At 43.7% G+C, this 19,694-nt stretch carries 23 protein-coding genes; 19 read left to right on the top strand and 4 right to left on the bottom strand.

What is annotated here, in order from left to right; translation table 11 throughout:
* Nucleotides 1-10: 10 nt before the first annotated feature.
* From ACU6U9_RS01670 to ACU6U9_RS01660, 3 genes are all read left to right on the top strand, one after another.
* On the top strand, nt 11-1,183 hold the full coding sequence (locus ACU6U9_RS01670) for a urate hydroxylase PuuD (RefSeq protein WP_446733349.1): 1,173 nt from the start codon (nt 11-13) through the stop codon (nt 1,181-1,183).
* A 246-nt stretch (nt 1,184-1,429) separates the two neighbouring features.
* Nucleotides 1,430-1,636, top strand: a complete 207-nt coding sequence (locus ACU6U9_RS01665) for a cold-shock protein (RefSeq protein ID WP_446733348.1) — start codon at nt 1,430-1,432, stop codon at nt 1,634-1,636.
* A gap of 143 nt (nt 1,637-1,779) precedes the next feature.
* Entirely contained in the window at nt 1,780-2,013 is a 234-nt protein-coding gene (locus ACU6U9_RS01660) for a hypothetical protein (protein WP_446733347.1), read from the top strand.
* Nucleotides 2,014-2,066: 53 nt separating this feature from the next.
* On the opposite strand, the gene ACU6U9_RS01655 is transcribed toward ACU6U9_RS01660, so the two are convergent.
* Nucleotides 2,067-3,428, bottom strand: a complete 1,362-nt coding sequence (locus ACU6U9_RS01655) for an 8-oxoguanine deaminase (protein WP_446733346.1) — start codon at nt 3,426-3,428, stop codon at nt 2,067-2,069.
* A 326-nt stretch (nt 3,429-3,754) separates the two neighbouring features.
* Here ACU6U9_RS01655 and ACU6U9_RS01650 point away from each other — a divergent pair, with 326 nt between their 5' ends.
* Nucleotides 3,755-5,140 (top strand): nucleobase:cation symporter-2 family protein, encoded by a 1,386-nt coding sequence (locus tag ACU6U9_RS01650; RefSeq protein WP_446733345.1) that lies wholly within the window; start codon nt 3,755-3,757, stop codon nt 5,138-5,140.
* A gap of 82 nt (nt 5,141-5,222) precedes the next feature.
* Here ACU6U9_RS01650 and ACU6U9_RS01645 read toward each other — a convergent pair whose 3' ends face one another.
* Both ACU6U9_RS01645 and ACU6U9_RS01640 read right to left on the bottom strand, forming a co-directional pair.
* Complete coding sequence (locus tag ACU6U9_RS01645) at nt 5,223-5,801, bottom strand: YceI family protein (protein ID WP_446733344.1); 579 nt, start codon at nt 5,799-5,801, stop codon at nt 5,223-5,225.
* 60 nt (nt 5,802-5,861) lie between these two features.
* The gene (locus tag ACU6U9_RS01640; RefSeq protein ID WP_446733343.1) at nt 5,862-6,383 is read right to left on the bottom strand and encodes a cytochrome b; all 522 of its coding nucleotides are present in this window, start codon (nt 6,381-6,383) and stop codon (nt 5,862-5,864) included.
* A 235-nt stretch (nt 6,384-6,618) separates the two neighbouring features.
* Here ACU6U9_RS01640 and ACU6U9_RS01635 point away from each other — a divergent pair, with 235 nt between their 5' ends.
* The 4 genes from ACU6U9_RS01635 to surE all read left to right on the top strand — a co-directional run bounded on the left by ACU6U9_RS01635 (nt 6,619) and on the right by surE (nt 9,575).
* On the top strand, nt 6,619-6,975 hold the full coding sequence (locus tag ACU6U9_RS01635; protein WP_446733342.1) for an Mpo1-like protein: 357 nt from the start codon (nt 6,619-6,621) through the stop codon (nt 6,973-6,975).
* Between the two features lie 163 nt (nt 6,976-7,138).
* Nucleotides 7,139-7,546, top strand: coding sequence for a thiol-disulfide oxidoreductase DCC family protein (locus tag ACU6U9_RS01630; protein WP_446733341.1), 408 nt, complete (start codon nt 7,139-7,141; stop codon nt 7,544-7,546).
* A 168-nt stretch (nt 7,547-7,714) separates the two neighbouring features.
* The gene (locus ACU6U9_RS01625; protein WP_446733340.1) at nt 7,715-8,104 is read left to right on the top strand and encodes a hypothetical protein; all 390 of its coding nucleotides are present in this window, start codon (nt 7,715-7,717) and stop codon (nt 8,102-8,104) included.
* 400 nt (nt 8,105-8,504) lie between these two features.
* Nucleotides 8,505-9,575 (top strand): 5'/3'-nucleotidase SurE, encoded by a 1,071-nt coding sequence (surE, locus tag ACU6U9_RS01620; protein WP_446733339.1) that lies wholly within the window; start codon nt 8,505-8,507, stop codon nt 9,573-9,575.
* Between the two features lie 84 nt (nt 9,576-9,659).
* Here the strand turns inward: surE and ACU6U9_RS01615 are convergent, their stop codons facing one another.
* On the bottom strand, nt 9,660-10,901 hold the full coding sequence (locus tag ACU6U9_RS01615; RefSeq protein ID WP_446733338.1) for a serine hydrolase domain-containing protein: 1,242 nt from the start codon (nt 10,899-10,901) through the stop codon (nt 9,660-9,662).
* Nucleotides 10,902-11,181: 280 nt separating this feature from the next.
* On the opposite strand from ACU6U9_RS01615, the gene rpsF reads away from it, so the two are divergent.
* From rpsF to thrC, 11 genes are all read left to right on the top strand, one after another.
* The gene (gene rpsF / locus ACU6U9_RS01610; RefSeq protein ID WP_446733337.1) at nt 11,182-11,601 is read left to right on the top strand and encodes a 30S ribosomal protein S6; all 420 of its coding nucleotides are present in this window, start codon (nt 11,182-11,184) and stop codon (nt 11,599-11,601) included.
* 15 nt (nt 11,602-11,616) lie between these two features.
* Nucleotides 11,617-11,844 (top strand): 30S ribosomal protein S18, encoded by a 228-nt coding sequence (rpsR, locus tag ACU6U9_RS01605; protein ID WP_446733336.1) that lies wholly within the window; start codon nt 11,617-11,619, stop codon nt 11,842-11,844.
* Nucleotides 11,845-11,909: 65 nt separating this feature from the next.
* Complete coding sequence (locus ACU6U9_RS01600; RefSeq protein WP_446733335.1) at nt 11,910-12,713, top strand: hypothetical protein; 804 nt, start codon at nt 11,910-11,912, stop codon at nt 12,711-12,713.
* 67 nt (nt 12,714-12,780) lie between these two features.
* A complete protein-coding gene (gene rplI, locus ACU6U9_RS01595) occupies nt 12,781-13,230 on the top strand; it encodes a 50S ribosomal protein L9 (RefSeq protein ID WP_446733334.1) in 450 nt (149 codons plus the stop codon).
* A gap of 243 nt (nt 13,231-13,473) precedes the next feature.
* Nucleotides 13,474-13,731 (top strand): 30S ribosomal protein S16, encoded by a 258-nt coding sequence (gene rpsP / locus ACU6U9_RS01590; protein WP_446733333.1) that lies wholly within the window; start codon nt 13,474-13,476, stop codon nt 13,729-13,731.
* A 24-nt stretch (nt 13,732-13,755) separates the two neighbouring features.
* Nucleotides 13,756-14,283, top strand: coding sequence for a ribosome maturation factor RimM (gene rimM, locus ACU6U9_RS01585; protein WP_446733332.1), 528 nt, complete (start codon nt 13,756-13,758; stop codon nt 14,281-14,283).
* 2 nt (nt 14,284-14,285) lie between these two features.
* Complete coding sequence (gene trmD, locus ACU6U9_RS01580) at nt 14,286-15,038, top strand: tRNA (guanosine(37)-N1)-methyltransferase TrmD (protein ID WP_446733331.1); 753 nt, start codon at nt 14,286-14,288, stop codon at nt 15,036-15,038.
* Between the two features lie 30 nt (nt 15,039-15,068).
* Nucleotides 15,069-15,428, top strand: coding sequence for a 50S ribosomal protein L19 (rplS, locus tag ACU6U9_RS01575; RefSeq protein ID WP_446733330.1), 360 nt, complete (start codon nt 15,069-15,071; stop codon nt 15,426-15,428).
* Between the two features lie 520 nt (nt 15,429-15,948).
* Nucleotides 15,949-16,704, top strand: coding sequence for a thioredoxin fold domain-containing protein (locus tag ACU6U9_RS01570; protein ID WP_446733329.1), 756 nt, complete (start codon nt 15,949-15,951; stop codon nt 16,702-16,704).
* Nucleotides 16,705-16,894: 190 nt separating this feature from the next.
* Complete coding sequence (locus ACU6U9_RS01565; protein ID WP_446733328.1) at nt 16,895-18,175, top strand: homoserine dehydrogenase; 1,281 nt, start codon at nt 16,895-16,897, stop codon at nt 18,173-18,175.
* A gap of 47 nt (nt 18,176-18,222) precedes the next feature.
* On the top strand, nt 18,223-19,623 hold the full coding sequence (gene thrC / locus ACU6U9_RS01560; protein WP_446735044.1) for a threonine synthase: 1,401 nt from the start codon (nt 18,223-18,225) through the stop codon (nt 19,621-19,623).
* Nucleotides 19,624-19,694 lie beyond the last annotated feature (71 nt).

Raw genomic sequence — 19,694 nt, 5'->3', positions numbered from 1 at the left:
AGAGAATAATATGGAAGCATACTTAGTTGATTGGTTGAATTTGTTTTTTCGCTGGTTTCACGTAATAGCAGGTGTTGCTTGGATTGGCGCCTCATTTTATTTTGTGTGGTTAGATTTGAACCTAAGAACGCCGCCGCAATGGAAACAAGATAAAGGCATTAAAGGCGACTTGTGGGCGATTCACGGTGGTGGCATTTATGAAGTGGCTAAATACGAACTTGAACCAGAAGCCATGCCTAAAAAGCTACATTGGTTTAAATGGGAGGCGTACACAACCTGGCTAACTGGTTTTGCGCTGTTATGCATTATGTATTACTGGGGCGCTGATCAATACTTGATTGATCCAAGTAAAATGGCCCTCACGCAATTACAGGCTATTGGCATTAGTTTAGGATTTTTAGTCGGTGGCTTTGTTTTTTATGAGGCATTAGTGAAAAGTCCGTTGCAGCAAACCCCTAAGATATTTGGCGCTATTTTATTTTCAGGTTTGATTTTTGCGGCTTACGCATTGGGTGAAATCTTTAGTGATCGTGCCGCGTATTTACACGTCGGTGCGCTCATTGGCACCATCATGACGGGTAATGTGTTTTTTGGCATTATGCCCGCGCAGCGTGAACTTGTACGGGCCATTGAAGCTGGCGAGAAACCAGATGCTAAGCCAGCTCAATTTGCTAAGTTGCGTTCTACCCATAATAACTATTTTACGCTGCCGTTGATTTTCATCATGATCAGTAATCATTATCCCATGACGTATGGCCATGAGCAGGCGTGGTTGATTTTGGCCTTGATCAGTTTTAATGCGGCGTTTGTGCGTCATTACTTTAACTTAAAACATCAAGGGCAACACAAGCCATGGATATTAGTGGCTGGTTTGGTTTTCTTGTTTGCCATTATTGGCTACATGCTACCAAAACCTGTGGATATGTCAGATGACGCAATTACCGATGCCCAGGTGGTGAGTATTTCGCAACAACGCTGCGCCTCTTGTCATGCAGTAAAGCCAACACAACCAGGCTTTGCAGCGGCACCAGGTGGCATTGCATTAGAAAACATTGACCAACTTAATGCCAATAAACCTCGGATACTACAAGCGGTTCAAACAAAGTATATGCCCTTGGCAAACATGACCAATATGACGGAACAAGAGCGCAGTCAAATGATACGTTGGGCCACTGAAAAATAATTAGATGTGCTGATTAAATGGGCGTTACAGGCCCATTTATAAGTTTTTTAAATTATTAGTAGACAGCTGGGTCTTAGCTCTATATAGTTTACAGCAGCTAGAAAGAACGTCTATTATTTACAATCTACATTTCGCAGTTTTATTCGTATTAACCTCCGTCCTGCAGTTTTTAAGTTACAGTCAAAATTTTTACGCAATTCATGCCTTTTTAAGGCAATAACTTATTAAAAAATTCAGGATATTATTATGTCTACAACTACCGGTACAGTTAAATGGTTCAACGAAGCTAAAGGTTTTGGTTTCATCGAGCAAGAATCTGGTCCAGACGTTTTTGCACACTTTAGTGCTATCACTAGCTCAGGTTTCAAAACCTTAGCTGAAGGCCAAAAAGTTGAGTTCACTGTTACGACTGGTCAAAAAGGCCCGCAAGCAGAAAACATTGTTGCTATCTAAATTGCACATTGTTTGATTAAAAGAAGGGTAAGCCTATTAGGTTTACCCTTTTTTATTGCCTGTTATTTATGAGTCAATAGTGATTTATATAACTAGATTCGCTAAAGTAACAGGATAAATAATGAGTATCTTAGGAGTATTGGATGAATTCTCAAACAACGGCGCCTACTGCGATGAAAGCATTTTTACACGAGCGAATTTGTAACTTTTTTGGTAAAGACCTCGATCCAAATTCAGATGCACAAGTAGAAGAAGCCCTACGAATGCAATTAAACATTCGTTTACCGCAAAGACCAACGATGGACGATGCGCTTGCTAGCAGTAACAGTGACCACGAAGTGATTGAATTACTGCTAAAATATCGCGCAATGCCATAGTTTTAACGCACACTTAATTTCAATTAGTTTTACGAATATTTCGGTTCATATTTTTAAATAGTTTGAAAAAGCTCAGTCGCACATTTGGTATGTTTTGCCATGAGCGCATGAATGTCGCCGCCTAACCATTGCCCGCTTTTGACTTTCCAGTGACCATCAATCATCACCGCATCGGCTTTATAAGCACCACATAGTACCAGTGCAGCAACGGCATCGTGACTGCCGCTAAAGCGAGGTTCATCGAGTTTGTATAATGCTATATCGGCTTTTTTACCGACAGTTAGCTCACCGATATCATTTCGATTTAGCACACTTGCTGACCCCGATGTTGCAAGCGCTAGGGCATCTTCGTGAGTAAATTCATCCGCTTCATAGCGTAAGCGTTGAATCAGCAGGGCTTGTCTAATTTCTTGCATAAGGTTGCTGTGATCGTTACTGGCGCTGCCATCCACTCCTAAACCTAAACGAACACCTGCGGCTTTTAATTCGTTGATGCGACAAATCCCCGAGGCCAATACCATATTTGATGAAGGGCAATGGGTGATGCCGACTTTTGCTTTTCCTAAGCGTTTAATTTCATCGTCGTTAAAATGAATGCCATGAGCAAGCCACGTACGCTCATGCATCCAGCCTACGCTTTCTAAATAATCGAGTGGGCGCATCCCAAACATGTTTAGGCAAAAACTATTTTCATCTTCGGTTTCGGCTAAGTGTGTATGCAAATTGACATCAAATTGTTTTGCCAGTGCAGCGCTATCATGCATTAAGTTAGTGGTGACAGAAAAAGGTGAGCAAGGGGCGAGCGCAATTTCTATTAAGTTATCTTTTTGATGGTACTGTTTTATTAATCGCTCGCTGTCGTCCAAAATCGTTTGCTCAGTTTGCACCACTGACTGTGGCGGCAAGCCACCTTGGTCTTGACCTAGGCTCATGCTGCCGCGTGTAAACGTCGCTCGCATGCCTAACGATTGAGCCACCTTCACTTGAGTATCTATGGCATGGGTTAAGCTTTGTGGAAATAAATAGTGATGATCGCTCACGGTGGTGCAGCCACTGAGTAATAACTCCACCATGGCCAATTCAGTTGCTATAGCATGTTGCTCGGGTTGTAAGCCCGCCCAAATAGGGTAAAGCGTTTGTAACCAAGGAAACAGTTTTTTGTTTAGCGCTGGCGGGCATGCCCGCGTGAGGGTTTGATAAAAATGGTGATGGGTGTTTACAAGCCCTGGTAGCAATACATGTTCACGGGCATCGAATACATCGTAATGTGCAATGGAGGGCTGCTGGCCAGTGGCTAAGCATTCAGTGATGACGCCATTATGGATAACAATGCCGTTGGCAATATGTTGGTTTTGATTGGTTTTACCACTGAAGGTGGCGAGGGGGGATTTTATCCACAGAGGGTTGGCGTGCATGTCAGTATTCCTTAAAAATAATGATGCATGCGGCTTTGATTTATTAACGCGCGACCATGCACCAATGGGAGTTGGAACATGGCAGTGACTTGCGTGTTAATCTGCCAAGGCGCCATATTAGCAAAGCCATTTACCTTCGTCACGTGTGTTACTGCCATTCCCATTAATTACGCTGAAGTGTTCCCATATGGTGCGCAGTGTTTTGAGCGGGTGCGACTATTGAAGATTTAGTCATTAAATATGGCGTTATTGCGGGTTATAAATAATTTGACCAGTTGGTCATGTTTTTGCATGGAAGCACCATTACAAAAATAATGGAGAGAATTATGCCGACCACAGATGACTTGCTTTATGGCTTAGATGATCGGCCGCCCATAGGGCCAACATTACTTGCTGCCTTGCAACATGTACTGGCTAGCTTTGTCGGCATTATTACGCCCACGCTGATTATTGGCGGTGTATTAGGTTTGGGCAGTGAAATCCCTTATTTAATCAGTATGGCGCTATTGGTATCGGGTGTGGGCACGTTTATTCAGGCAAAAACGTTTGGGCCAATAGGCTCGGGTATGGTGGCGCTTCAAGGTACGAGCTTCGCGTTTTTAAGTTCGATATTGGCTGCAGGCTTTATTGCAAAGGGCAAAGGCGGTGGTCCTGAAGAAATTTTAAGTTTAATTTTTGGTGTTTGTTGCTTAGGTGCCTTCATTGAAATATTTCTAAGTCGGTTTTTACATAAGTTAACGTTTTTCATTAATCCACTTGTGACGGGCATTGTGATCACCACGATTGGTTTTAATTTGATTAAGGTGGGAATGACCGATTTAGCAGGTGGTTTTAAAGCAGCAGACTTTGGTAGTTTAGCCAATCTTGGTCTTGGGTTATCTGTGTTGGTTTTAATTGTTGTCTTGAATCAAGCCAAAAATATTTATTTGCGCAGTGGTGCTATTTTCTTTGGTTTGATGGTCGGTTTTATTGCAGCTGTGTTTATGGGAAAGGTGGATTTTTCAGGCCTTTCAGGTGTAAACATGTTTACGTTACCCATACCGTTTAAATATGGCATGTCGTTTGATTTAGCTGCGTTTATTCCTGTTGCGTTAATTTATCTAATAACCGCTATTGAATCAGCGGGTGATTTAACGGCAACGTCTCTGGTTTCTAAGCAACCGATTACCGGCCCGCTCTATACCAAGCGCATTAAAAATGGCGTACTAGGCGATGGTGTTAATTCATTAATTGCAGCGGTTATGAGTACCTTTCCTAACACCACGTTCAGTCAAAATAACGGAGTTATTCAGTTAACCGGCATGGCTTCTCGATACGTCGCCATGTGGACGGCTGGTATGTTAATTTTACTGGGTTTGTTTCCCATTATAGGCGCGATGTTTCAACAGCTGCCAAAACCCGTATTGGGCGGAGCAACCTTAGTTATGTTCGGTACCGTGGCTGCGGCAGGTATTCGTATTCTTGCGAGCCTTGAACTGGATCGTCGTAACATGTTGATTATGGCGGTGTCATTTGGCTTGGGTTTAGGTGTGGCGATGGTGCCGGATGTATTAAAAGAAATGCCGAAGCTTGTGCAAAATATATTTGGTTCTGCCATTACCACATGTGGACTTTCAGCGATTATTCTAAACTTATGCTTGCCAAGTTTGAGTCATGATAAAGGCACTGCCTCGGATGTTAAAGCACCAACAGATACGGATAAAGCCGCATAGATTTTAATATGATGCCTGCATAAAAAAGCCCGGCTCAGACATTGAGCCGGGCTTTTTTTATGCGTTAAGGTAAGTTATTGGATTACTTACGCACGCCTTCAATATTTAAGATTAACTCAACTTTTTCAGAGGCTGGGCCTAGATTAAAGTTGATGTTGTAATCTTTAAGCGCGATCTCAGTTTTGCCCTCAAAGCCACGACGGAAACCACCCCAAGGGTCATTGCCCGCGCCAATTTCTTCCGCTTCGATCACAATGTCTTTAGTAACACCATTTAGAGTTAGCTTGCCATGAATGTCGGCTTCGCCTTTATCATCACTTACGATCTTAGTACTTTTAAATGTAGCGGTTGGGAATTTGCTTACGTTTAAGAAATCGCTGCCACGTAAATGCTTATCACGTTCGGCATGGTTTGAATCAACACTGGCAGTTTTAATGGTTACGTTAACGCTTGATTTTTCTGGGTTCTTTTCGTCATAAGAAAATTCACCTTCAAAATCGTTAAAGCGGCCTTTTAACCAGCTGTAGCCTAGGTGCTTAATTTTAAATTCGACAAAAGCATGCATGCCTTTTGTATCAATAACATAGTTTTCAGCGGCGAATACAGAGCTGCTAAGGGTTAAAACAAGGCCTGCGCCCAGTGCTTTGATTGAGTTTTTCATTGTTGATCTCCTTATGGTTTACTTTTGTCTTACGTTAAATCGGTTTTTGCCCTGAGGCGTTCACAGCATTCTTTTTAAAGTCGAATCTTTATCAATAACATGGTGCTTAATTGCACCGGCCACATGTAGCGCGATAACGGCCATTAATGCATAGGCACCGTACTCATGTATCAGGCCTGCAACATCTTCTTGACCGTCAAATGGCATAAATAATACTGGCATGTTAAACACACCAAATACATCAATAGGTCGATTATCTGCGGTGGCAATTAGGTAGCCACTGGCCATAATTGAAAACACGCCAAAATATAAAACATAATGGGCGATATGTGCGACTTTTACTTCCCATGGCTTGTGATTGGTTAGGGGCGCAGGTGCTTTTGCAATAAAGCGCCAAACTAATCGAGCGGCCATAATGAATAGCAACACGATACCGATCTGTTTGTGCCAATTGGGAGCAGTTTGATACCAGGTGTCGTAGTAGCCTAGGGTGCGCATCCACACGCCCAAGGCAAATAGTCCTAATATCAATACAGCGCTCACCCAATGTAGCCATTTCTGAGAGGATTTGTATTGATCCATGAGAGTCACTCGCTATGCTATTCAACTGATGTTAAGAGTATATGCAGATTTATCGATGATAAACGGTAAAAATTAGCTGATTATGATTCGTATTTTCGATAAATGTTCCCCAGGTGGTTATTTAATGTCAGTAAATGGCGCTTTTCAGTAAAGAAAGGGCCTCAAATGCAACTGGGTTTTTCTGTTGTTAAGCGCATAATCAAGGCAACCATAATAAAAAAGCAGGAGAGAGCTCATGACTGACGAAACTCGAATTAGCAGCTTTAAAGCGTTTTATCCGTTTTACCTAGCCGAGCACAGTAATACCACGTGCCGGGTATTGCATTATATTGGCAGCTCTTTCGTGTTGGCGTTGCTCACTTATGGTTTAGTGACTGCACAATATAGCTTGCTTTGGTTTTTACCGGTCATTGGTTACGGTTTTGCTTGGGTGGGGCATTTCTTTTATGAGCATAACCGGCCAGCGACATTTCAATACCCGTTGTATAGTTTTGCGTCCGATTGGGTCATGTTTGCGCAAGCACTTACCGGCACGTTGCCAAAAGAGCACTTTCGTAAAGCTCAGATGAGTAATGATCAATCGGCTCACTAGTGGTTGTTTGGTACACGTTTGATGCAAAAGCGTTCGCTGGTAGCAGGGACGCTTTTTTTGTGGCTATTGATTAAGTTTGCTGATTGTTTAAGCTTCAATGTTTGTTGTAAGCCAGTATTATTTTATTACCTCTTACATGAGATGTTACGTTTTGAAGGAGCTCATGGATAATCGCCATATAGTCGTCTTTGATGGTGTGTGTCACGTCTGTAATGGAGCCGTAAACTTTATTATCAAAAGAGACCCAGACAATAAATTTGTATTCGTGCCAATGCAAAGTGATATTGCACGTAAGTTAATGGAAAAATATAAGATTCATAATGTAGGGGTCGATACATTTTTACTCATCAAAGATAACCAGTGTTTTGTTTTCTCGAGTGCGGCTCTTGAAATAGCAAAAGAGTTAACTGGTTGTTGGTATATGCTTGGTATTTTAACGTTAGTGCCAAGGGTCATTAGGGATTTCTTTTATAAGGCATTTGCTCGAAACCGGTACACGCTTTTTGGTCGTCAAGAAATGTGTATGGTGCCAACTAAAGAAATAAAGTCTCGCTTTATGGGTAGCGAATAAAAATAGTCATAGCTGGTGTTGCACTGGTGCCAAACATTAAAACGAATGGATAGATTGTAGGCTGGTTTAACAGTGCTTGTTACATAAGATTCAGTGGCCATTCATATATGATGGCGTTTGTATTCTTTTAATGCGGTAGGTAATAACGTTACCGCTAGGAAGGTTTAATTGATTGATTATGATTGGTGTTGCAATGCATGCGACGCAACGAATAGTAAGAGTGCGGCTACGTGTCATAACTGTGGTTGCTCTGCTAACCCCAATCGATATGAAGTAGAGCTATATAAGGTTTTAATTGAATCGTGTTCGATTAAAAAGAAATTAAGTTGCCCAAGTTGTCATTTTGATGAGATTTCGGTTCGATATGGGCAAGACTATAATGAATATTATGGTGGGTTTAAGCGGCGTGCTTGGTATTTTAATATATTAGAAATTTTTATTGATTGTAATAAGTGTGATTATAGAAAAGTGGTTGAGCATGAGGTTCCGTTCCTTCGTAAGTTATATCGTCGCATAGCCAAGAAAGATATTCAGAGTGCCATTTTAAAGAAAATGTAAGTATTGCTCGGTAAAGCGTTTGGGGATGTCATAAATTAGCCCATTACTGCCATTTATCATTTTTATATGCACTTCCTTGTTTGTCAATTTCATGAGTTTTGTTTGTTTTTCCCGCAATTATCATGATTAGACAATAACGACTCTTTTTAAAAGGGTCGTTATTCATACAGAGCGAACTTTGAAGCATTGTTTTAATTAATTAGATAAAAATCATTAGTTCGATTAAGCCATCTTGTAAGAAAAATCGATTAGATTGAGCGATTTTCGAACACTCATGCCAGATTCTATCCGTCTAATGATTGGTTTAGACTGCCCGCGTCATTATAAATAACCAAGCTATTTTTTGGCTGTATTCAGGTTGAATGACATTGACGTAATTAATCAATACATGGATGAACACATGAAGCACACAACAATAAAAAAACGCCTCACACTCTCTACGCTCGCGTTAAGTTTTCCTCTTTTATTCTCTGCGCAAGCGAGCCAAGCACTTAACATTGCTTTAACGAATGACGACGGTTGGGACGCAGCAGGTATTCAAACCCTTAAAAAAGCACTTGTTGAAGCCGGACACACCGTTACGCTGGCGGGTTCGTCTGAAAATCAAAGTGGCTCGAGTGCCGCGATTAATTTGGGTACATATAATCTGCGTATTACAAAGCAAGCTGATAATGATGGCGATACGGGTGCTAATGAATATTCGGTTGCGCTAGCGGATGGTAGCGGTGCGGAGCCTGCAACGGCAGGGCAAGTGGCGATTGCCATTGCACAGCAAAGCGGCGAGCCTGTTGATTTGCTTATTTCGGGCACCAATGCGGGCGGGAATGTGGGTGCGCTGACGAACCTTTCTGGCACGGTAGGCGCGGTTGTACATGCACTATCGTATACCAATGGTGTGTCTGTGCCTGCGATTGCCTTTAGTACGGATGAGGTAATACCTGAGCGTTATTGCCCAGACGGTAAAGAAGATTCTTGTGCTTATGTGAATTATAAACACTTTAAAAAAGTGGCTAATTGGATGGTAGGGTTTGTAGAAGAGCTGGAAAGCAAACCCGGTTGGTTAGGTTATGAAGATCAACTGTTACCTAAAGGCGTTGCGCTTAATATCAATTACCCGACGAATATTATTTCTGGTTATGATGAAGAAGGTGATCCTGAGTATTCGTATTTAGACGAAATCACAGGGGTCACATTAAATGTGCAAGGCAAGTTGCCATCTTTAGGGGGACTGCCGATTGCGTTGCCGATTGGTTGTTACAGTGACTGTGTGAATGCTGAGGTAGGAAGTGTGAGTTACGGCGGCATCACAGGTAAGCCACTTATCGATAACGTGAATGAAAAATACCATGCTGATACAACGGCGTATGCACAGGGCAATGTGACCATTGTGCCGATTGATGTGAGCTTAACCGCTAACCCGTTTCAGCGTTTGAAGTTTAAAAAATTAGTGCGAGAGTTAAACGCGCAATAATGGTTTAAACAATAGAGCGTCATAAAAAAGTCCTTTAAGCGACATGCTTAAAGGGCTTTTTTTATTAGTCGTGTCAGTAACGGCTTATTCGGTTTGTGCGCTTGCATCCTGTTGATTTAGGCTGCTAGCAATGCTGCGAAATGCCGCGACGGCAATGTCTTTGCTTTCGTAATCGTTATCCATAAAGCCGCGATCGGCGCTGTTTTTGACAATGACCGTATTGGTTTTACGATCAACAAAAATATATTGCCCATAAATGCCAATGGCCAAAAATTCTTGATCTGGATTTTCAGGTAACCACCATTGGTAGCCATAACCAAAATTGGTGTTGGCGGTGTCACGTTTACCGGGTATTAGGTGTGGTGCATCTGGGGTGATGCTGTCTTCTATCCATTGCGCGGGTACGACTTGTTCGCCTTTGTAGGTGCCGCCGTCACGGTAAAGCATACCCATACGAGCATAATCTCTACTTAACATATTTAGGCCGCCCAGAACCATAGGCTCACCCGTGCTGTCGGTGATGTAAAATGCGTCTTGCTCTGCGCCTAATTTATTCCAAAGTTTTTCTTGAAAGTACTCAGTGATGCTTTTGCCGGTTGACGCGCGCAGGACCATACCAATTACGTGGGTATCGATACTGACGTAATGCATGAAGGTGCCTTGTTCATGTTTTGGGTCTTGGTTGAGAGAAGCTGCAAAATCATCGAAGCTGCCGCCTAGTGCCATCATTCGACCAAAGCGGTTGATGTCACTGTTAAAATCACCGTAATCCTCATTGAAGTAAACACCGCTGCTCATTTGCAGCACGTTTTTAATGGACACGCCATCATAGCCGCTGCCTTTTAGGCTGGGCACGTAATCGGTTACGGCGGCCTTTAGGTCGGTGATTTTGCCTTCGCTAACAGCAATGCCAAGCAATGCGCTTAAGAAGGATTTTGCCATAGACCATGAAATGCGTTTATCCGTAGCTTGAGTGTCTTGGTAGTAGTCTTCAAAAACCAGGCTCTCACCTTGCACCACAACAAGGGCTGTTGCGCTGGAGTCGGTTATCCAATCTTGCAGGTTGTGCGTTTCGCCTTTATAGCGAAATGTTTTTGGCAGTGCTTTTGGCTTAGGAGTGAGTGTGCGCACACTTGAATTGGCTTTCAGTGTTTTGATCGGGGCGACATCGTCCATATTGGAGAAATGCTCGACGATGACATCTGCATCAAATAAGCGAACAGTGCTGTAGAGCTGGCGTACTTCTGTGTGGAAGATGGCAGCGCCTACTAATATAACAACGATTAAGGCAGCGAGTGTTCTGCCCATTACTTTGGCTATCGACATAATTCACCTGTTATTTTTATTGTGTGCCATGAGCTTACCGCATTCTTACCATTATCCAATAGGGAAAAAGGACCTTAAATAGTGGTCTTTTGTGCCAAGTATCCCAGTGAATATCGGTCTTTAAGGTTAAATAAGTTGGGTGGTGATGGCTTGTTTTTTGATGTTTTTTTGTGCATAATGCGCGCCCCCTGATTTATCTGTTGTTAGATAAATAGGACTCCTTGCCTCTTACAGTGCTTTGCTCTGATAAAAGGCTATTAACCCATAAGGAGCATTTTATATGCGTCATTACGAAATCGTATTTCTGGTACACCCAGATCAAAGCGAACAAGTACCTTCTATGATCGAGCGTTACACTGGCTCTATCAAAGAAACAGGTGGTCAAATCCACCGTCTTGAAGACTGGGGCCGTCGTCACCTGGCTTACCCAATCCAAAAGATTCACAAAGCACACTATGTTCTTATGAACATCGAATGCGACAACGAAACTCTAACTGAGTTAAACAACACTTTCCGTTTCAACGATGCTGTTATTCGTAGCATGGTTATTCGTACTAAAGATGCTGTTACTGTTGAATCTCCAATTAAAGCTGCTGAAAGCCGTCAAGACCGTCGTGATGATCGTCCACGTCGTGAAGATTCAGAGCAAGCCCCAGCAACTGAAACAGAAGAAGCGGCTCCAGCTGCTGACGCTGAATAATTAGGAGGATAGATTATGTCTCGTTTTTTCCGTCGTCGTAAGTTCTGTCGTTTCTCTGCTGAAGGCGTTGCCGAGATCGATTACAAAGACCTAGAAGTTCTTAAAGGTTATGTAACTGAAACTGGCAAGATCGTTCCTAGCCGTATCACTGGTACTAAAGCTAAGTATCAGCGTCAGCTAGCAACTGCTATCAAGCGTTCTCGCTACGTAGCGCTATTGCCATACACTGATTCTCACAAGTAATCGGTAGCGCTGTTATGGGAGCCATTGCACGCTTTAGTATGCAGGGACCTCGTCAGGCAGCGCTTATGGCTGTGCTATTCGCCGCTATTCCTCTGATGTATTGGGTGAGTGCGGCGGTTGTGGCCTTAGTGGTTTTAAGCCAAGGCCTCAACAAAGGTTTAAATGTGATGTTAGCGGCGTTATTACCAGGTATTGCTTGGTTTGCAGCGCAACAAGATATCACTGTAATTGTAGTGATTTTAGGCAGTGCTGGGATGGCCAGCGTGTTAAGAGTAAGCACGGCACTGCCTAAAGCCATTAGTTTGTCCGTGTTAGCGGGTTTGGCGTCTGTGTGGTTGTTGCCATTATTGAGCCCTCAATGGGTTGAGATATTGCAGCAAGGCGCACAAGAGTACGGTAAAGCCCTTGAGAGCCGGATGGATGTGCAGGCTGCACAAGCGTTTCAGCCTTGGATTTTTCCTATGCTGTTGGGCGGAATATCCGCAATGTTGCAGCTATTTGCCATTGGTGGCCTGTTGTTGGGTCGCTATTGGCAGTCGAAATTATATAACCCTGACGGGTTTAAAAAAGAGTTCCACACCCTGCGTTTACCTTATTGGTACGTGGCGATTGCCCTAGGGGTGTTTTTTATTAGTGTGTCAGACCCATCATGGGTGGGATTGATGCCAGTGATTCTGGTGCCTTTGTTTATCATGGGTATTAGTTTGGTTCATGGTGTTATAGCCATGGGGCAGTTAAGTAAACAGTGGTTAATGGCGTTTTACATTAGCTTTGTGTTCTTTCTGCCATATATGTACGCGTTACTAATTTTAGTGGCTTTATTGGATCTCATATTTGATTTCCGTAAGCGTCTAAAAGACACGGCATAATTCAAGGCTCAATTGTTTGGGTCATTAACATATAAGACGAAAGTCTTGCCCTGTAAGGTGTTTAAAAATGGATGTAATCCTACTAGAAAAAGTGGCTAAATTAGGTTCACTTGGCGATAAAGTAACCGTTAAATCTGGTTACGGTCGTAACTTCCTAATTCCTCAAAAGAAAGCGGTTCCTGCAACTGCTGTAAACGTTGAGACTTTTGAAGCTCGTCGTGCTGAACTTGAGAAAGAAGCCGTTGCGAAACTAGCTAACGCTGAAAAACGTGCAGAACAACTTAAAGAACTTGAGTTGACGCTAGCGGTTAAAGCGGGCGAAGACGGTAAGCTATTCGGTTCTATCGGTACTCGTGACCTTGCGGACCTAATCAGCTCTACTGGCATCGAAGCGACTAAAGCTGAGATTCGTCTACCAAATGGTCCATTACGTACTACTGGTACTTTCGAAATCACTCTGCAAGTACACGCTGACGTGACAACATCTCTTACTGTACACGTTGTACCTGAAGAGTAATCAAGCAGCCTTTACGGTGTGAGATAAAAGAAGCCCTAATGTGAACGCATTGGGGCTTTTTTGTGGGAGTATTTGAAGCCTTTTTGGTGGCAATTAACTGCTTTATTCTCCCGTTTAATTACTATACAATACGCGCCCCTTATAGTGTGTCTGGCTATTTCAGGTAGTAATCTGACTTAGGGAGGCGCTTTGTTAAACGGTAGGTGATACCAAAACCTGCCCATAAAGAGAAGAAACTGTCGCATGGTAGTAATTCGATTAGCCCTTGGTGGCTCTAAAAAACGTCCTTTTTATCATTTGTCTGTAGCGGATCAGCGTTTTCCACGCGACGGTCGCTTCATTGAGCGCGTAGGTTTCTTTAACCCTGTTGCTCGTGGTCAAGAAGAGCGTCTTCGTATAGACCTAGAACGTGTTGAATACTGGGTGAGCAAAGGCGCTCAGCCAAGTGATCGTGTTGTTAAGCTTCTTAAAGATGCTAAAAAACAACAAGCTGCTGGTTAATCGGGCAGGTAATAAGACATTTTGATGAATAAAGCACCAGAGAATTTAACCGTTATCGGCAAAGTGACCGGTGTGTATGGCATCAAAGGCTGGGTGAAAGTGTTTAGTCACACTGAGCTCAAAGAGAGCGTCTTCTCTTACGGCGATTGGCTGTTAAATATGAACGGCCAATGGACACCGGTTAAGGTGAGCGACTGGCGTACCCATGGTAAAGGCATAGTTGCACAACTTGACGGTTGTAACGATCGGACTCTGGCACAGAAGTATTGCCAATGTGATATTGCGGTTCCAATGGACGCACTTCCAGAGACCGAAGAAGGCGAGATCTATTATCACCAATTGAAAGATTTATTGGTGGTGACCACGGAAAATGTGGTGTTAGGTGAGATAGACCATCTGTTTAATAACGGCGCAAACGACGTACTCGTTGTGAAGAGCACGAAAGACAGTATTGATGGTCGTGAGCGATTGTTACCGTATAGCGATGACTGCGTTCAAAATATCGACCTTGATAAACGCATTATCCAAGTTGATTGGGATCCGGAATTCTAATCATGCAGTTTGGCATCATCTCCATCTTTCCTGAGATGTTCCAAGCGCTTACCGCAAGCGGCGTCACTGGGCGGGCGGTAAGTAAAGGTTTGGTCGACATTAATTGTTGGAATCCTCGTGATTTCACCGTAGATAGACACCAAACAGTGGACGATCGACCTTATGGCGGTGGTCCTGGCATGTTGATGAAGGTGGCTCCGCTTGAGCAAGCCATAGGTGCTGCAAAAGCGAAGCTGGGCTCAAACAGCAAAGTAATTTATCTGTCACCGCAAGGGAAACAATTGACCCAAGCAGGTGCAGATGCACTAGCAAAAGAAGACAGTTTGATCTTCTTAGCTGGCCGCTACGAAGGCGTAGACGAGCGCTTGATTCAAGCGCAGGTGGATGAAGAATGGTCCATCGGTGATTACGTTTTAAGTGGTGGTGAGTTGGCGGCTATGGTGATGATGGATAGCATCATCCGATTAGTGCCAGGGGTACTGGGACATGATATGAGTGCCGTCGAAGATTCGTTCGTCGATGGTTTATTGGACTGCCCACACTATACTCGACCTGAGGCATACAACGGCGAGTCAGTACCTGAAGTGTTACTGAGTGGTGACCACAAAAAAATTAAGCGCTGGCGTCTTAAACAAGCGCTAGGGCGTACCTGGCAACGCAGGCCAGATTTGCTGGCAAAAAGGCAACTCAGCGATGATGAGCAAGCCCTTTTGCACGAATTTATTCGAGACGTTCAAGATCCTAGTGATACTTGAACCTATCCGAAACTACTTAGGAGCTTAGTCATGAGCAGCAAGAACCCAATTATTCAGGCCATTGAGTCTGCACAATTAAAAACTGACATCCCTGCATTCGGTGCTGGCGATACAGTTGTTGTACAAGTTAAAGTAAAAGAAGGTACACGTGAACGTCTTCAGGCATATGAAGGTGTTGTTATCGCTAAGCGTAACCGTGGCCTAAACTCTGCTTTTACTGTACGTAAAATCTCTAACGGTGTTGGTGTTGAGCGTACTTTCCAAGCGCACAGCCCATTAATCGATAGCGTTGAAGTTAAACGTCGTGGTGATGTTCGCAAAGCGAAACTTTACTATCTTCGTGAGCGTTCTGGTCGTTCAGCACGTATTAAAGAGAAACTTACTAAGTAATTCGTTACTTAATAGTGTTTCAAAAAACCCGCCTTGTGCGGGTTTTTTCGTTTCTGGCTGGTAATATTGTTTGATTGAGCAGGGTCGTTCAGCAGGCTACATAAACCCAAAAGAGAAACTGACCAAGTCATGCGTTACTTAATAGTGTTTCAAAAAAACCGCCTTGTGCGGTTTTTTCGTTTCAGAGGAATGACAACGGTCGGTCGTGCTCAGGCAGTCGCCATTGTTTAATTGGTGGGCAATGCCCACCCTACGTGTTCTGAGGGTTTGTTATATATGTTTTGCCTGAGTGTAGGTCGGGCACTGCCCGGCGCATTACTTAATGGGTGAAGTATCAACTCTACGGCGCTTTAACAAATCGTTATGTCTGTTCAAGCGTGTATTTTATAGGGGCCTTATGTCCCAATGTGTTTGTATGATGAAGCTCAGTGAGTGTCTTTTATCTTTAACGAAATAGCCTCTGGAACTTCCCATGCATTCAATGTTCTAATTAGCCTACAAATTTAAATAGAGATACATCATGGCAATTTTACGAATCCTAGGTGCGAGCGCCTTGATCCTGCTGGCAAACCTAGCAACGGCAGAAGAGGTAAGCGTTGAAGAAACCATCGCTAAATCCTTGCGTGCCGCGCAGCCGACCTTAGTCTTACTCAGCGCAAAGCAAGTGCCTGGGCAAGATCTGTATGAGGTAGAGCTAACAAGTGGTGAAGTTTTATACAGTACATCCGATGGTCAATACTTTGTATATGGCTCACTATTTCAAGCCACCAAAGGTGAACTTGTGAATATTACCGCCAAGCGCAGCGATGAAAAGCGTTTAGCATTAATGGATAAGTTAGACCCAAAAGACATGGTTGTGTTTAGCAGTAAAGGCGAAGAGAAAGCTGTAATTAATGTCTTCACTGATGTTGATTGTGGTTACTGCCGTAAGCTTCACCGTGAAGTGCCACGTTTGAATGAGTTAGGCGTAACGGTTCGTTACATGGCCTACCCGCGTGCAGGGATTTACTCTGATCAAAAGCGTACACAGTTTACGGGTTCATACAAAAAACTGAAAAGCGTTTGGTGTGATGCCGACCGTACAGGCGCCATGAACAAAGCCAAAGCCACAGGTTTTATCAAAGAAAACCTAAGCTGTGATGCGCCGATCGAAGAGCAGTTAGCCCTTGGTGCGGAGTTTGGCGTACGTGGTACCCCAGCCATTATTTTGCAAGATGGTGAATTGTTGCCGGGTTACATGCCTGCTGATGAGTTAGCCAAAAAAATCGGCCTATAACTTAAGATAGACCCAGCCTTTAAAGCCCTAATGCGAAAGCATTGGGGCTTTTGTGTTTATGGGGCTTAAACAGGGGGTTTTCACTAAATTCCCTCTGCCTGTTACAGGTTGATTGTGATACATTTAGCCCCCAAAAATTTTACACTCTTGATGACACGTCATCAGGCATCAATATAACGGAGACCATGTTGTGAAACCGGTTAAAGTGGGTATCTGTGGGTTTGGCACCGTCGGTGGCGGTACATTTAACGTGCTAGTGGAGAACGCAGCTGAAATTGCGCGTCGTGCTGGGCGTGACATTATTATTGAGCAAGTAGGTGCTCGTCGTGAGAACCCTACTTGCGATACAAGCAATATCAATATCACCTCTGATATTTTTGATGTAGCCCGTAACCCAGAAATCGACATCGTCGTTGAGTTGATCGGCGGCTATGACGTGGCGAAAGAGCTTGTGCTTGAAGCCATCAAAAATGGTAAGCATGTTGTTACTGCAAACAAAGCGTTAATTGCGGTACACGGTACAGAGATTTTTGCGGCCGCTAAAAAAGCGGGCGTCAGCGTTGGCTATGAAGCCGGCGTGGCAGGTGGTATTCCTGTCATTAAAGCGATTCGTGAAGGTTTGGCGGCTAACCGCATCGAGCGTGTTGCGGGCATTATCAACGGTACAGGTAATTTCATTCTGACTGAAATGCGCGACAAGGGTCGAGACTTTGATGACGTATTAGCCGAAGCGCAAGCGCTTGGTTATGCAGAAGCGGACCCAACCTTTGATGTTGAAGGCATCGATGCTGCCCATAAGCTGACTATATTGTCGTCGATTGCTTATGGTATTCCACTGCAGTTTGAGAACTGCTTCACCGAAGGCATCAGCAGAATTACACGTGATGACGTGCAATACGCAGAAGAGCTTGGTTACCGCATTAAGCACCTAGGTGTGAGCGCTCGTAGCGAAAAAGGCATCGACTTACGTGTGCACCCAACACTGATTCCTGAAACCAATATGATCGCCAAAGTAGACGGTGTCATGAACGCGGTAGCTGTAAAAGGCAGCGCGGTTAAAGATACGCTATTTTGTGGCCCTGGCGCAGGCGCAGGCCCAACCGCTTCTGCTGTTGTGGCTGATATCATCGATATTGCCCGTGGCATTCAGGTTGAAGCATTATCGTTTGATAGCTTAGACGATGTGAAAGTATTACCAATTGGTGAAATCGAAACCGGTTATTATTTACGAATGGAAGCACTGGATAAAGCCGGTGTACTGGCTAATGTTGCGAGCATTCTAAGTAACAAGGGCATTAGCATTGAAGCGCTGATCCAAAAAGAACCTAAAGATGGCGAAATTCTTGTACCAATTATTATGTTAATACATAAAGTACAAGAAAAAATCATGAATGAAGCCATTGCTGAAATTGAAGCACTGTCTGAAATCAATGGTGCGGTCACACGCATTCGTGTTGAAGAATTAAATTAATCACAGATTTTAAACATTAAACCTGACTGTCAGGGTATATGAATATGATGAAATATATTTCAACTCGCGGTAACGCACCGGAGTTAACATTTGAAGAAGTACTGCTTACCGGTCTAGCCGAAGACGGCGGTTTGTATGTGCCTAAAGACGTGCCGCATTACACACTGGCTGAAATTGAATCTTGGCGTGATCTTCCGTACGCAGAACTTGCGCACAAAGTGATTTACCCATTCGTTGAAGGCAGTGTTGATAGCGACGCGCTACAAACCATTTTAAACGAAGTATACGGCAGCTTTGGTCACAAAGCCGTTGCACCTTTGCAGCAAATTGACCACAACGAATACGTGTTAGAACTTTTCCATGGCCCAACCTTAGCCTTTAAAGATTTTGCATTGCAAACGCTTGGGCGTTTATTGGATTACGTTTTAGAGCGTCGCCATGAAAAAGTCGTCATCATGGGTGCGACGTCTGGTGATACTGGTTCGGCTGCTATTGAAGGCACCAAAGCGTGTAAGAATGTAGACATCTTTATTCTGCATCCACACGGTAAAGTATCTGAAGTACAGCGTCGCCAAATGACAACGGTAAAAGGCGATAACATTTATAACATCGCCATCGAAGGCAACTTCGATGAAGCCCAAGACATGGTAAAAGCCAGCTTTGGTAATCAAGGCTTCTTAAAAGGCGAGCGTAAACTGGTTGCAGTCAACAGCATCAACTGGGCGCGCATCATGTCTCAGATTGTTTACTACTTTTACTCTGCATTAAACTTGGGCGGTCCGCTACGCCCAATGGCGTACTCGGTTCCTACCGGTAATTTTGGTGATATTTTTGCTGGTTACATGGCAAAGAAAATGGGCCTACCAATCGATCAATTAGTGATTGCGACTAACAGCAACGATGTACTGCATCGCTTAATGAGCAAAAACCAATACGAAGTACACCCGCTTAAGCACACCATTACGCCTTCAATGGATATTGCGGTCTCTTCAAACTTTGAACGTTTATTGTTTGATCTTTACGATCGTGACGGCGCTGCGTTATCTGAGCTAATGGGACGTATGAATGCGAAAAAAGATGTGGTCTCACTAGACGAAGAAAAACTCGCAAAAGCCCGTGCTCTTTTCGATAGTTATGCCGTCAGCGAAGATGACACCGTTAAAATTATGCAAGACGTGTTTGAAGAAACGGGCTACTTGTTAGACCCACACACCGCGATTGGTGTAAAAGCTGCGCGCGAAACCCGTCGTAATAACAACATCCCAATGATCACACTGGGCACGGCCCACCCTGTGAAATTTGAAGATGCGGTTAAACGTGCCGGTTTTGATATGCCAAAACTGCCACACCACTTAACGGATTTAATGGACCGTGAAGAGCGTTTGGATGTATTGCCAGCTGATCTTGAAGCAGTGCATGCGTTTATTGCTGAGAAGACGTTTAAGTAAGTATGCGAGACGTGGGGCGGGAGACGTAAGACGCTTGCTCTGAGTTGATTAATAAAAAAGGCGCAGTATCG

This window comes from Pseudomonas sp. HK3 (genome assembly GCF_052920985.1).
This window is presented reverse-complemented; position numbering and strand designations above follow the sequence as displayed.

Excerpts from the sequence above, each read along its gene's own strand:
- rpsR (WP_446733336.1), top strand. The coding sequence starts at position 11,617 with ATGTCTCGTTTTTTCCGTCGTCGTAAGTTCTGTCGTTTCTCTGCTGAA.
- ACU6U9_RS01570 (WP_446733329.1), top strand. The coding sequence starts at position 15,949 with ATGGCAATTTTACGAATCCTAGGTGCGAGCGCCTTGATCCTGCTGGCA.
- rplI (WP_446733334.1), top strand. The coding sequence starts at position 12,781 with ATGGATGTAATCCTACTAGAAAAAGTGGCTAAATTAGGTTCACTTGGC.
- ACU6U9_RS01640 (WP_446733343.1), bottom strand. The coding sequence starts at position 6,383 with ATGGATCAATACAAATCCTCTCAGAAATGGCTACATTGGGTGAGCGCT.
- rimM (WP_446733332.1), top strand. The coding sequence starts at position 13,756 with ATGAATAAAGCACCAGAGAATTTAACCGTTATCGGCAAAGTGACCGGT.
- surE (WP_446733339.1), top strand. The coding sequence starts at position 8,505 with ATGAAGCACACAACAATAAAAAAACGCCTCACACTCTCTACGCTCGCG.
- ACU6U9_RS01635 (WP_446733342.1), top strand. The coding sequence starts at position 6,619 with ATGACTGACGAAACTCGAATTAGCAGCTTTAAAGCGTTTTATCCGTTT.
- ACU6U9_RS01615 (WP_446733338.1), bottom strand. The coding sequence starts at position 10,901 with ATGTCGATAGCCAAAGTAATGGGCAGAACACTCGCTGCCTTAATCGTT.
- trmD (WP_446733331.1), top strand. The coding sequence starts at position 14,286 with ATGCAGTTTGGCATCATCTCCATCTTTCCTGAGATGTTCCAAGCGCTT.
- ACU6U9_RS01660 (WP_446733347.1), top strand. The coding sequence starts at position 1,780 with ATGAATTCTCAAACAACGGCGCCTACTGCGATGAAAGCATTTTTACAC.
- rplS (WP_446733330.1), top strand. The coding sequence starts at position 15,069 with ATGAGCAGCAAGAACCCAATTATTCAGGCCATTGAGTCTGCACAATTA.
- ACU6U9_RS01655 (WP_446733346.1), bottom strand. The coding sequence starts at position 3,428 with ATGCACGCCAACCCTCTGTGGATAAAATCCCCCCTCGCCACCTTCAGT.
- ACU6U9_RS01650 (WP_446733345.1), top strand. The coding sequence starts at position 3,755 with ATGCCGACCACAGATGACTTGCTTTATGGCTTAGATGATCGGCCGCCC.
- rpsF (WP_446733337.1), top strand. The coding sequence starts at position 11,182 with ATGCGTCATTACGAAATCGTATTTCTGGTACACCCAGATCAAAGCGAA.
- ACU6U9_RS01665 (WP_446733348.1), top strand. The coding sequence starts at position 1,430 with ATGTCTACAACTACCGGTACAGTTAAATGGTTCAACGAAGCTAAAGGT.
- thrC (WP_446735044.1), top strand. The coding sequence starts at position 18,223 with ATGAAATATATTTCAACTCGCGGTAACGCACCGGAGTTAACATTTGAA.
- rpsP (WP_446733333.1), top strand. The coding sequence starts at position 13,474 with ATGGTAGTAATTCGATTAGCCCTTGGTGGCTCTAAAAAACGTCCTTTT.
- ACU6U9_RS01630 (WP_446733341.1), top strand. The coding sequence starts at position 7,139 with ATGGATAATCGCCATATAGTCGTCTTTGATGGTGTGTGTCACGTCTGT.
- ACU6U9_RS01670 (WP_446733349.1), top strand. The coding sequence starts at position 11 with ATGGAAGCATACTTAGTTGATTGGTTGAATTTGTTTTTTCGCTGGTTT.
- ACU6U9_RS01600 (WP_446733335.1), top strand. The coding sequence starts at position 11,910 with ATGGCTGTGCTATTCGCCGCTATTCCTCTGATGTATTGGGTGAGTGCG.
- ACU6U9_RS01645 (WP_446733344.1), bottom strand. The coding sequence starts at position 5,801 with ATGAAAAACTCAATCAAAGCACTGGGCGCAGGCCTTGTTTTAACCCTT.